Genomic DNA, 12,317 nt, shown 5'->3' with positions numbered 1-12,317 from the left:
CGCCTAAGAGCCTAGGATGATGTGGCATCGTCCAAGTCCGCGCCACATCATCCAATGGCGTCAATCCCATGCCTGTTGACGATGCCGCCTCAGCAGCCTCGCCAACCCAATCCGCTATTCGGGACAAATCCCGCCAGCACCAGCCGGGAGTCCGTTACAAATGTCTTCTAGCTTCAGGTAGCCATCCTTAATCACGGTGTCTTCCACATTGTTAATGTCAACCGCAATGGGAGTCGCCAATACTGAGGGAATCATGGTTCCGCCCGTCACTTCGGTTTCTCCATTCACCAATGAACCCGGATCTTCGCCACGGTGCAAAGCTGCAACAAGCTGAGCAGTGGCGCGAGCCTCTTCAATAATGGGCTTGTACACCGTCATGGCTTGGTCACCCGTCAAGATGTTTTGAATTCCGGTGAGGGTCGCATCTTGCCCTGTAACCAGCACTTGGCCGTTCAGGTTTTGAGCCCGCAGCGCAGCAATGACCGTGTTGGCCATGCCGTCGTTGGCTACGTAAGCAATCTGGATATCGTTGCTTTCTTTGGTTAATACGCCTTCCATCAAACTTTGAGCCCGGTTGTTGTCCCAGTTGGGGGTGTACTGGTCAAACACAAGGTTCAAATCCCCGTCATCCACGAGCGGTTGAATTTTCTCGATCGCTCCTTCGCGGAACAGAAGGGCGTTGTTATCGGTTTGAGAACCGTTGATCATGGCAATGTTGGCCCCTTCTTGTAGGCCATAGTTGCCTTCTTGCAATTGTTCGGCGATGTACTCACCTTGCAATTCGCCTACGCGCTTATTGTCAAACGATACATAGTAGGCTAGGTCAGGGTCTTGGATGAGGCGATCGTAGGCAATTACAGGAACTCCGCTGGCTTTGGCCGATTGCACAATTACGGCGGCCTGTTCACTATCGTTGGGGTCTACCACCAAAATGCAGGCCCCTTTGGTGAGAGCGGCTTCGGCCTGGTTTTGCTGGGTGGTGGCGTTGTTGTTGGCATTGGCATATTGGATAGTGACATCCGGAATCGCGGCCTTAATTTCTTGCTCTAGTAAGGGGCGATCGTAGGCTTCGTAGCGGGCAGATGAATCGGACTCGGGCAAAAGAATACCCACATTTGTACAGCCTTCTGCCGCACTAAATCGTTCATTTGCAGCGTCAGTATTGCTGGTGCGGCCACTGCAGGCAGCAAGCGCCAATAACCCCACCAGGGGCAGGAATTTTAGAGCAGCGGAACCAATCTTAACCATGGGTGCACGGGTCTCCTTATCGATGAAATGGGTGAATACAAGCCAGCTCTTCAAGCAATAGAAAATCTGGCAATGTTGGCGTTTTGGGTTGCGTTGTAGGTTTGCTGAAATGCCGCAGTTGCTAACTGAATACTCTTGGCCAATTCAGCGATCGCAATCACGAAATATCCGCTAATTTCCAAAGCGATTTCGCTCAGCAGATTGCTCTGTGAGTCCATGTGAGTTCAATTGTTATCGCCCATGAACTCAAGAGACGAGCTAAAGAACTAGAGCGATCGCGCCATCTATCAAAAGATAGAAATCGTAGATTATTTCGCGATCGCAGCTTCTAACAGCAAGACCAAAAACAAACCCAAAAAACCTACAAAAAGGCAATCAAACTCTCTAGAAACTCATCAAGCGATCGCCGTATCTCGTCGTGAAATTTAAAGAAATGAGGGGGGAAATTTCAGAAATCTAAATGAATAAAAAAGTTACAAGTGAATAATGGAAACAGAAAGTGACTACCAAGCGCAACATAATTTTTATTGTGCAGATTTCTTAGAAAAGTAGGGGTTTTGGGCAATAAATTGTAACTTCAGCTACCATCTACACCTATCAATTATGGTTCTATTCACATCTCTAAACTAAACAACTCCCTGTCAACTCCCTGTCAACACCCTGGCGGATGAGTTAGTTCAAAAACGTAAAAAGATGAATATTCGTGCTTAAACCTATGACTCAACATTACCGACTTTTTCTGAGCCAACTTACATCTTTGGCAAAGCCGCTTCAAGGTAAAAAAAAGTTCCAAGCTTTTGAAACAATCCAGAAATATGAGCCCTCAGTAAACTGCCTTTTTGCAAAAACCTGAAGCTATGGCCCTTTCCATCACACGAATGATTGAGGGATTGAAGCGAATAACCCGTAAGACCAGTTTGGCGGTAACTGTTAAACCTTGTTTGAATCCTGTTCGATTCACTCAATTTCACGGTTTGTATTCCCGATTCAATGTCGCGCTTTCGTTCCTAAGGTCAATGTCGATTTTAATTGTGTGTTCTATCGTCCAGGTGCGATCCAAACCGGAGCAGCGGGACGTTTAAGCACACTAAGCTTTTGTGCCGCATCTTGAACGAAGGAGGAGCCATGAATCAGCAAAAGCAGATGATGGGCATGAGCTGGGGCCGTTTTGCGATAACGATCGCAATCTCCACCCTGATCATGTTCTTCCTCATGTATCAGTTGCTCTACACGGTTGATCACGCCACACTCAGCATCAACCGTGTGATTTCGTCTTTGGTGATGGGATGCGTCATGACGGCTGAGATGTTGGCATCCATGTGGTCCATGTTTGTCGGCAGGCTCACCAAGATTGTGGTTCTGGCAGTAGCCGTGCTAGCAGGCACTGTCCTGCTTTCCATCAACAGAAGTCAAGCAGCCATCAGTGATGTTACGTTCATGCGCTCGATGATTCCTCACCATTCCATCGCCATCAACAACGCACGTAAAGCAAGCATTAGCGACCCGCGCGTTCGCAGACTGGCAGACCAGATCATTGAATCTCAGATCCGCGAAATTGAAGAGATGAAACTGCTGATTCAAGATATCGAGCAAAATGGAGAACAAGGTACAACCGCACTTCAGCCTCGCTCTACGGCCATTACGCCTGAGATGGCAGATGAGATTAGACAGGTCGTACAGTGACTCAGCCCAGATGACAAGCTCCATTCACCCAGAGAGACCAGCTCACAGTCCCTCTAATATCAATTCGATTGATGTTAGCTACAAATCCTATGTTGCTCATTAGCCCGCGAATAGAATTGCGGGCTAATGAGGGAAAGTCCTGGCCGGACTAAGACCTGGCTACAGAATCCTTTCAGTCTACGTTTTGTGGACTTACCAGGCTAGCCCACAATTCATTCGCGGGCGACGGAATCTGTAGCCCGACGATAGAGAACTGATATTACCGTTGGCCAGAGGGTAGGCTGCCATCATCTATGCTGCAATAGCGCTATAGCTATCTGCGATCGCCAAAACGACCGCAAGACCAATTACCTGAGGACATGGGCATCCTGTTGGTGACCTCTTCGCCGCGGTCTAACGAACTTTAGATCGAGTAGTACAGCGGAAAAGCCTTGGCCCCTTTGGGTTTCACATAAACGCGCTGATTGGGCTCTAGCTTCAGTTCATCGTAGCGATCGCGAGTCAAATGTGCATTAACCACCTGTCCATCATCTAGCGTCAACTCAGCTTGGATTTCCCAACCTAAGTGAATGAGGCGGCTCACACGAGCAGGAACCGTAGTGCCATTGGGCTGTACCTCAATCACGACATCCTGAGGCCGCAGAAACACTTCAGGGTGGGGCGAATCAAACCCATTGCCCTGAAAGATGTTGGAAGTGCTGGGCAACACATTCACCGGGCCAATGAAGCTCATAACAAAGGCCGACGCCGGATTATCGTAAATTTCGGCGGGGGTACCCACCTGCTCTACCTTGCCGTTGCTCATCACCACCAGTTCATCGGCCACTTCCATCGCTTCTTCTTGGTCGTGGGTCACAAATACAGTGGTAACGTGCACTTCGTCATGCAAACGACGTAGCCAGGCGCGCAAATCTTTTCGAACTTTGGCATCTAACGCACCAAAAGGTTCATCTAGCAACAGCACCTTGGGTTCTACAGCCAGGGCGCGGGCCAGGGCAACTCGCTGCCGTTGACCACCCGATAGTTGAGATGGATAGCGATCGCCCAATCCTTTTAGCTGCACCAGCTCCAGCAGTTCCTCAACTCGATTGCGAATTCGTTTGGGGTCAGTTTTGCGAATTTCCAGTCCAAAGGCAATATTTTTGCGCACGGTGAGGTGCTTAAACAAAGCATAGTGTTGAAACACAAAGCCAATATTGCGTTCCTGCACACTTTGATAAGTGGCATCGCGTCCGGTCAAAAAAATCCGTCCGGTATCAGGCCTTTCTAAACCCGCAATGAGGCGAAGTAGGGTAGATTTCCCAGAACCCGATGGCCCCAGTAGCGCCACTAGCGAGCCAGTTTTAATTTCGAGATTGACCTGATCGAGAGCTTTGAAGCTGCCAAACTGCTTTGATACGTCCTGTGCAACGATACCCACGAACCCTACCTCAAATTAGCGCTACAAAGTTGCCAAGATAGCCTGTACCAACATCTAAACCAATATTCTGACTTCGCCAATGCTTCGACCGAGCGACCAATCAGTTCACGACGAATCGGCTCGAGACCCAATCAGCTCGTAACCAACAGGTTCAATCGGCCTGAAACCATCAAAATCCAGTTTCTCGATGTGCTTACTGTAGATTTATATCACAAAAAATTGGGTGAATCTTCAGATATTCTGTCACTTTGTGGTCTCTTTGCTGATTCAACCTTCGCCTCATGCAATTCTCATACAAGCCAAATCGCCGCAACGGTTTGTCAGTTTCTTTGGTTGTCGCTGTTGCAATCGAGATAAACTCTGAGCACCATCTAGCGGTAAAATTAGATGCCATTGTTCTCCCCTAGCAACAAGATTCATGATTTCCAGTAATGACTTTCGTCCCGGCGTCAGTATCGTTCTTGATGGCTCGGTGTGGCGTGTAGTTGAATTTCTTCATGTAAAACCCGGTAAGGGCTCGGCGTTTGTGCGCACCAAACTCAAGAACGTACAAACCGGAAATACCGTTGAGCGTACGTTTCGTGCGGGAGAAACGGTTCCTCAAGCCATTATCGAAAAGAGTGTGATGCAACACACCTATCGAGAAGGGGACGATTTCGTCTTCATGGATATGGATACCTACGAGGAAGGTCGGCTGTCGGCCAGTGAAATTGGCGATCGCGTTAAGTACCTCAAAGAAGGTATGGAAGTGAGCGTGGTTCGGTGGAATGAGCAGGTGCTAGAGGTAGAACTGCCCAACTCGGTCGTGTTGGAAATTACTGAAACCGATCCTGGTGTGAAGGGAGATACGGCCACGGGTGGTACCAAACCAGCCAAAGTTGAAACGGGAGCGACCGTGATGGTGCCCCTTTTTATCTCCGTTGGTGAAAGAATTAAGATTGATACCCGGACGGATACCTATCTGGGTCGTGAATAGCGTGTTTGGTTAGGCGATAAGGTTGTGGAATTAAATCTAGATGAGCTCCGTGAACTGTTGTCGGCCGTTAGCCAAGCAGATATCTCGGAAATTACGTTAAAAAGTGGTGATTTCGAATTAACAGTGCGGAAAGGGCCGAAGCCAGGAGAATATGTCCTGCCCCAGCAAACTTCGGTAGTAGAAATGCCTGCACCGGCGATCGCAGCATTGCCTGCACCGACAGCTCCGGCTCCGGCGGCTCCAGCACTCTCTGCGCCACCCCCGTCTTCGGCAAATGACAAGCTGGTGGAGATTACGTCTCCTATGGTGGGTACGTTCTACCGGGCTCCAGCTCCCGATGAGCCTCCGTTTGTCGATGTGGGCGATCGCGTGCGATCGGGCCAAACGGTGTGCATTATTGAAGCCATGAAGCTGATGAATGAAATTGAGGCTGAGGTGAATGGCGAGATTGTGGAACTGCTGGTTCAAAACGGGCAGCCCGTCGAATTTGGTCAGGTGCTGATGCGGGTAAATCCGACTTAGGCGAACAATTTAGCTGCACGACATTTTAGTAAAGAGAGGAGGGCGATCGCCCTCCTCTCTTTTGGTTTCTTGTGATCTGATTTGAGGCGATCGTCCTCACAGCCAAATGCTGATCAGCAAAAAGCAGAGCGCCTCAACCAAAAGCACTCTGCTGTCAATCTTATGAACGGGATCAAAACTATTGAATCGGCTCGGAGGGAACCGTCAGGGATGCTTCCATCGCTTCGGGTGCCGGCATCACACTAGCTTGCAGCATCGGAGTCCGGTCAACGGATGTATTGACCAGCGTAAACAGCGGGTTCGACAAGATCCCCGCGACCGAGGTTGTCACCAAAGCCAACACAATTCCAATTTGCAGAGGACGCATACCGGGCAAGTTCCAGCGAATTTCGGGATAATTCTTCACCGAATCCGACATTTCATCCGGCTCTTTAACGACCATCATCTTGACGACGCGGATGTAGTAATAGATGGAAATCACACTGGTAATGAGGCCCACCAAAACCAGGCCGTAAGCGCCCGCCTGCCAACCAGCCCAGAATAGGTACAGCTTGCCAAAGAAACCAGCCAGCGGAGGAATACCGCCCAGCGACAGCAAACAAATGCTCAGCGCCAAGGTTAATAGCGGATCTTTTTGATACAGACCGCTGTACTCGGTAATTTCGTCGGTTCCGGTTCGCAGGCTAAACAGAATCACACAGGCAAAACCGCCCAAGTTCATAAACAGATACACCAGCAAATAAAAGAGCATGCTGGAGTAACCAGCCTGTGTACCCACAATCAACCCAATCATGACGAATCCAGCTTGGGCGATCGAAGAATAGGCGAGCAGGCGCTTCATGCTGGTTTGGGCCAGAGCAACCACATTGCCCAGCACCATGCTCAGCAGAGCCAGCGCTGTCATTACAAAGTGCCACTGTTCGGTCATTTCGGGGAATGCCGTGACCAGCAGACGAATGGCAAGAGCAAATCCGGCTGCTTTGGACCCTACAGAAAGGAACGCCACAACGGGAGTGGGAGAACCTTCGTATACGTCGGGGGTCCACTGGTGGAAGGGTACAGCCGCAATCTTAAAGGCGATCCCCGCAATTACAAACACCAGCGCAATTACCAACCCCAACGACTCTTGCAGGCCGCTGTTGACAATGCTGGTGGTAATAGCTGTAAGGCGAGTTTCCCCTCCCGACAGGCCATACAGCAGCGAACTGCCATACAGGAAAATCGCGGAACTGGCTGCCCCAATGAGCAAGTACTTAAGCGCTGCCTCGTTAGAACGTGGATCTCGCTTCATGTATCCCGTCAACAGGTAGGACGAGATACTCAGCGTTTCAAGCGAGACGAAGATCATGACCAGTTCTTCTGCCCCCGACAAGAACATGCCGCCAAGGGTTGCGGTCAACAGAATCACAAGAAATTCCGCTAGAGAGGTGCCGGACTGCTCTACATACCAGATGGACATCAGGATGGTAAAGGCGGCGGAAAGGGCGATGATTCCCCGAAACATCACGCTGAGGGCGTCGCCATGGAACTCTCCAAAAAAGGACATGGGCTCAGTGATAGACCACTGAAAATAGAGAGCTACAACCGCAGACAACAGCCCGGCGATCGCCACATAAGGGGTCCATCGTGCCGAAGTACGTCCGACGATCAAGTCTCCGACCAGAACGACCAGAAGGGTCGCAATTACAATCGCCTCAGGGACGATAGTTCCGGCATTTAGCTGGGCAGAGAGGCTGGTTAGATCCATAAGATTTTTGGAAACTTTAGACGAGGTCAACACATAGGGTTAGGGGCGGCGAAGCCATGACTGCGAAGCCAGGCGGTTGCTGCCTTACAGGTGCTACTGATAAAGCAAAACGACAATATACAGATGCTACACCCAAGATGTTACTGTTACGACTCTGCAACAGAGTGGGAAACCTGCTCATGTGCATCATAACGCGCAAGCTGGTGCTGTATGCTCGTTTGGCGGAGATGTTCCTTTTGAAATTTCTGTACATGCGATAGATATGTTCTATAAGTGGGAAGGTCAATTGCGATGTTTATGATCAGGTCTACAGGGTTAGATGTTGCATAGTCTTCACTTTGGAACCTGGCACAATCGAACGCTGAGATGCTAAGACTACTACTTATAAGTAGATCTGCAATTGAGACCCAATTCTTTCGTCGTTTATCGACAAGACCCCCAACTGATTCGCTGAGCATTTGCTGAATTTCAAATTGGATGGCGGCACCGACACCAGAGCGCGATCGCGCCTAGCCCTTGCTCCACTCCAGCCTCAGCGACCCAGTCACGCACCCTGGCCGTGCCGTTCTAGCCTCTCTGAAACGCACAAAAGCTCATGTCCAAACTTGTCATTGTCGAATCTCCAACCAAAGCCAAAACCATTCGCAACTACCTGCCGCCGGGATACCGGGTCGAGGCGTCGATGGGGCATGTGCGTGATTTGCCTCAGTCGGCTAGCGACATTCCAGCCACGGTCAAGGGCGAAGAGTGGGCTAAGATTGGTGTCAATGTTGAGGAGAATTTTGAACCGCTCTACATCGTTCCGCAGGATAAGAAAAAAGTTGTAAAGGCGCTGAAAGATGCCCTGAAGGATGCGGATGAGCTGGTTCTGGCAACTGACGAAGACCGCGAAGGTGAAAGCATTAGCTGGCACTTGCTACAGGTGCTCAAGCCCAAAGTGCCCACCAAGCGCATGGTGTTTCATGAAATTACTGAAGACGCAATTCAGGCCGCGTTGACTAACTGCCGCGATGTGGATGAGCAGTTGGTGCGGGCACAGGAAACCCGCCGTATCCTGGACCGGCTGGTGGGGTACACCCTATCGCCGCTGCTGTGGAAAAAAATTGCCTGGGGCCTTTCTGCGGGGCGGGTACAGTCGGTTGCGGTACGGCTGCTGGTACAGCGAGAGCGGCAGCGCCGAGCTTTCCGCAAGGGTTCCTACTGGGATCTGAAGGCGATTTTGGCGCAGCAGGAGATTCCGTTTGAGGCAAAGCTGGTGATGCTGGGCGGTACCCGCATTGCCACGGGGGCAGATTTTGATGAGGCAACTGGGCAAATTATTGCCGGACGCAATGTGCTGCTGCTGGGTGAGGCCGAGGCCCAAGGATTGCGCGATCGCATTCAGCAATGCGCCTGGAATGTGACCAACCTGGAGGAGCGCCCCTCTACCCGTAAGCCATCGCCCCCGTTTACCACATCAACCTTGCAGCAAGAGGCCAACCGAAAGCTGCGGTTCTCGGCGCGAGATACGATGCGCATTGCCCAGAGCTTATATGAGCAGGGCTACATTACCTACATGCGTACCGACTCGGTGCACCTGTCGCAGCAGGCCATTAGCGCTGCACGCAGTTGTGTCGAGCACAAGTACGGCAAGGAGTATTTGAGTCCCCAACCGCGCCAGTACACCACCAAGAGCAAAGGGGCACAGGAAGCCCACGAGGCGATTCGTCCTTCGGGCAGCACCTTCCGCACACCGCAGGACACTGGACTGTCAGGACGAGAGCTGCAACTGTACGACTTGATTTGGAAGCGCACCGTTGCGACGCAGATGGCCGAAGCTCGCCAAACCCACGTCACGGTGAGCATTCAGGTTGAAGATGCAGAGTTTCGCGCAACGGGCAAACGCATTGATTTCCCTGGTTTCTTCCGGGCCTATGTGGAGGGATCGGATGATCCCGATGCGGCGCTGGAAAGCCAAGAGGTGATTTTGCCAACGCTGCGAGTTGGCGATCAGCCCAACTGTGTAGACTTGGAGGCGATCGCCCACGAAACGCAACCGCCTGCCCGCTACACCGAAGCTACCCTGGTCAAAACCTTGGAGAGCGAAGGCATTGGCCGACCCAGTACCTACGCCAGCATCATCGGCACCATCATCGATCGCGGCTACGCTCAGATGAACAGCAACAGCCTAGTGCCCACCTTTACCGCCTTTGCAGTGACCTCCCTGCTCGAAAACTACTTCCCCGATCTGGTCGATCCCAGCTTTACGGCTCGCATGGAGCGCACCCTGGACGACATTTCCACGGGAGAGGCAGAATGGCTTCCCTACCTGAAGGACTTTTACCTTGGGCAAGCCGGACTGGAAACCCAGGTAAAACAGCAAGAGAGCCAAATCGACCCCGCCAACGCACGCACCATTACCCTAGAGGGGCTGGAGGCTAAGGTGCGCATTGGGCGCTACGGAGCTTACATCGAGACCGAAAACGATGATGGCCCAGTCAAAGCGACCATTCCTCAAGACCTGACCCCATCGGATCTGGATCCCCAGCAGGTGGAAACCCTGCTACGGCAAAAGACAGAAGGCCCCGATAAAGTGGGCTTCCATCCCGAAACGGGAGAACCCATCTACCAGCTCATTGGTCCCTACGGCCCCTATGTGCAGTTAGGAGATGAGTCGGAGGCAAACCCCAAGCCCAAGCGTGCCTCGCTGCCCAAGGGCGTAAAACCAGAAAATGTCACCCTGGAAATGGCGGTTGGCTTGCTGGCGCTCCCGCGTGCGCTGGGCGTTCATCCCGAAACGGGAGCCAAGATACAGGCCAGTCTGGGGCGGTTTGGGCCATACGTTATGCATGCCAAAGGGCCAGAGGGCAAGCCAGAGTATCGCTCCATTAAAGGTGATGATGACGTGTTGACGATTACCCTGGAGCGGGCACTTCAGCTATTGGCTGAACCCAAGGCAGGCCGAGGTCGCAAAGCATCGTCAACGCCGCTGCGCGAGTTGGGCGCTCATCCCGAAGATGGCGAACCCGTGAATATCTACAATGGTCCCTATGGCCCTTACATCAAGCATGGCAAGGTCAATGCTTCGCTGCCAGAAGGGCAAACGGTGGAAGGAATCACGATGGATGTGGCACTAAAGGCGATCGCCGAAAAAGCGGGCAGCAAAAAATCATCCCGAACAGCGAAAAAAACAACAACCGGAACAAAAGCTGCCAGCACCACCAAAAAGACCACCACCAAGAAAACCACCACCAAGAGCGGAACAACCAAAAAGACCACCAAATCTGCGGCCAAATCATCCACAACGGGCAAAACAACGCGTGCCAACACCGCCCGCAAGACCAAATCGTAGCGATGGATCTGCTGCAGTAGTACCCAAGTGGTAGGACAACAAACAGTAGGGCAAAAATCCCTACTGAGCCCCTAAATGGCCCGTTGCCATGAAGCAGCCAACAAACACGCTGGAGATGTATCGCCTTCCCCAGCGTGTTTTTTTAGAAATTTCTACATTGCGGACGATTTTTGCAACTGCCGGTGGTGCTCAATTCTCCAACGGCATAAGTCCTACTACTATAGAAAGCTGAGGCTACTCGATTGTGAGAGTTTTGAAGTCGGCAGCGATAGTAGGAATAGGTATGGACATCAAAAACGGATTTGTCGGAACCGTCGGTAATACCCCGCTAATCCGCCTAGATAGTTTTTGTGAAGAAACCGGATGCGAAATTCTGGGGAAGGCTGAATTCCTCAATCCGGGCGGTTCCGTCAAAGATCGGGCAGCGCTGTACATCATTGAAGACGCAGAGCGCAAAGGTTTGCTGAAGCCTGGTGGCACTGTGGTAGAAGGTACCGCTGGCAATACGGGAATTGGCTTGGCTCATATTTGCAACGCCAAGGGCTACAAGTGCTTGATCATCATTCCCGAAACCCAGTCTCAAGAAAAAATGGATTTGCTCCGCACGTTGGGTGCAGAGGTGCGTCCGGTGCCAGCTGTGCCCTATCGCGATCCCAACAACTACGTCAAACTGTCGGGCCGCATTGCCGAGGAGCTGGAAAATGCAATTTGGGCCAATCAATTCGACAATTTGGCCAATCGCCAAGCCCACTACGAAACGACAGGCCCCGAAATTTGGGCACAAACCGATGGCAAGGTTGATGCATGGGTAGCGGCAACTGGCACAGGCGGCACCTATGCCGGAGTTTCGATGTTCCTAAAAGATAAAAATCCTGATGTGAAGTGCGTGTTGGCTGATCCGATGGGAAGTGCACTCTATCACTATTTCAAATCGGGCGAATTTAAAATGGAAGGCAGCTCGATTACTGAAGGAATTGGCACGAGCCGCCTGACTTCAAATATGCAAGATGCCCCTGTGGACAGTGCGGTTCAAGTTGGGGATGCGGAGATGCTGAGGGTAGTGTACCAGCTGTTGCACAAGGATGGCCTATTTATGGGTGGCTCGGTTGGCATTAATGTAGGCGCTGCGGTGCAGTTGGCAAAGCAACTTGGCCCAGGTCACACCATTGTGACGGTATTATGCGATGGGGGTGCTCGCTATCAGTCGCGCTTGTACAATGCGGAGTGGCTCCAATCGAAAGGGCTGACTCCACCCACGTTTGCAGCTTAAGTTTTGCAGCCTGAGTTGCGCTGGAGGGGGCGATCGCGTCTTGCTCTGTAGAGCTTCTGTACAGCTATTGGCTATTAAGCTAAGGCTGTGCGTCCTGCGTAAAAGCCGGGGAACCGACGA

Annotated in this window: 9 protein-coding genes; 5 read left to right on the top strand and 4 right to left on the bottom strand. The window is 51.6% G+C overall.

What is annotated here, in order from left to right; all coding sequences use genetic code 11:
• Positions 1-114 precede the first annotated feature (114 nt).
• Together ACQ4M4_RS13125 and ACQ4M4_RS13120 are read right to left on the bottom strand one after the other, a co-directional pair.
• The gene (locus ACQ4M4_RS13125; protein ID WP_430684936.1) at positions 115-1,248 is read right to left on the bottom strand and encodes a sugar ABC transporter substrate-binding protein; all 1,134 of its coding nucleotides are present in this window, start codon (positions 1,246-1,248) and stop codon (positions 115-117) included.
• Positions 1,249-1,298: 50 nt separating this feature from the next.
• The gene (locus ACQ4M4_RS13120) at positions 1,299-1,466 is read right to left on the bottom strand and encodes a hypothetical protein (RefSeq protein WP_430684935.1); all 168 of its coding nucleotides are present in this window, start codon (positions 1,464-1,466) and stop codon (positions 1,299-1,301) included.
• A gap of 907 nt (positions 1,467-2,373) precedes the next feature.
• Here ACQ4M4_RS13120 and ACQ4M4_RS13115 point away from each other — a divergent pair.
• Entirely contained in the window at positions 2,374-2,931 is a 558-nt protein-coding gene (locus tag ACQ4M4_RS13115; protein ID WP_430684934.1) for a DUF305 domain-containing protein, read from the top strand.
• A 403-nt stretch (positions 2,932-3,334) separates the two neighbouring features.
• Here ACQ4M4_RS13115 and ACQ4M4_RS13110 read toward each other — a convergent pair whose 3' ends face one another.
• The gene (locus ACQ4M4_RS13110; protein ID WP_430684933.1) at positions 3,335-4,351 is read right to left on the bottom strand and encodes a sulfate/molybdate ABC transporter ATP-binding protein; all 1,017 of its coding nucleotides are present in this window, start codon (positions 4,349-4,351) and stop codon (positions 3,335-3,337) included.
• A 418-nt stretch (positions 4,352-4,769) separates the two neighbouring features.
• Here ACQ4M4_RS13110 and efp point away from each other — a divergent pair, with 418 nt between their 5' ends.
• On the top strand, positions 4,770-5,327 hold the full coding sequence (efp, locus tag ACQ4M4_RS13105) for an elongation factor P (protein ID WP_430684932.1): 558 nt from the start codon (positions 4,770-4,772) through the stop codon (positions 5,325-5,327).
• 24 nt (positions 5,328-5,351) lie between these two features.
• Positions 5,352-5,849 (top strand): acetyl-CoA carboxylase biotin carboxyl carrier protein, encoded by a 498-nt coding sequence (gene accB / locus ACQ4M4_RS13100; protein ID WP_430684931.1) that lies wholly within the window; start codon positions 5,352-5,354, stop codon positions 5,847-5,849.
• Between the two features lie 178 nt (positions 5,850-6,027).
• On the opposite strand, the gene ACQ4M4_RS13095 is transcribed toward accB, so the two are convergent.
• Positions 6,028-7,596, bottom strand: a complete 1,569-nt coding sequence (locus tag ACQ4M4_RS13095) for an NAD(P)H-quinone oxidoreductase subunit N (protein WP_430684930.1) — start codon at positions 7,594-7,596, stop codon at positions 6,028-6,030.
• 595 nt (positions 7,597-8,191) lie between these two features.
• Here ACQ4M4_RS13095 and topA point away from each other — a divergent pair.
• Together topA and ACQ4M4_RS13085 are read left to right on the top strand one after the other, a co-directional pair.
• Positions 8,192-10,927, top strand: a complete 2,736-nt coding sequence (gene topA, locus ACQ4M4_RS13090) for a type I DNA topoisomerase (protein WP_430684929.1) — start codon at positions 8,192-8,194, stop codon at positions 10,925-10,927.
• 283 nt (positions 10,928-11,210) lie between these two features.
• Complete coding sequence (locus tag ACQ4M4_RS13085) at positions 11,211-12,197, top strand: cysteine synthase A (RefSeq protein ID WP_430684928.1); 987 nt, start codon at positions 11,211-11,213, stop codon at positions 12,195-12,197.
• Positions 12,198-12,317: the final 120 nt, after the last annotated feature.

It is taken from the genome of Leptolyngbya sp. AN02str (genome assembly GCF_050565595.1).
Classification (GTDB): Bacteria; Cyanobacteriota; Cyanobacteriia; order Elainellales; family Elainellaceae; genus Kaiparowitsia.
Note: the sequence above shows the minus strand (reverse complement) of the source record. Positions and strands in the feature narration are given on the sequence as shown.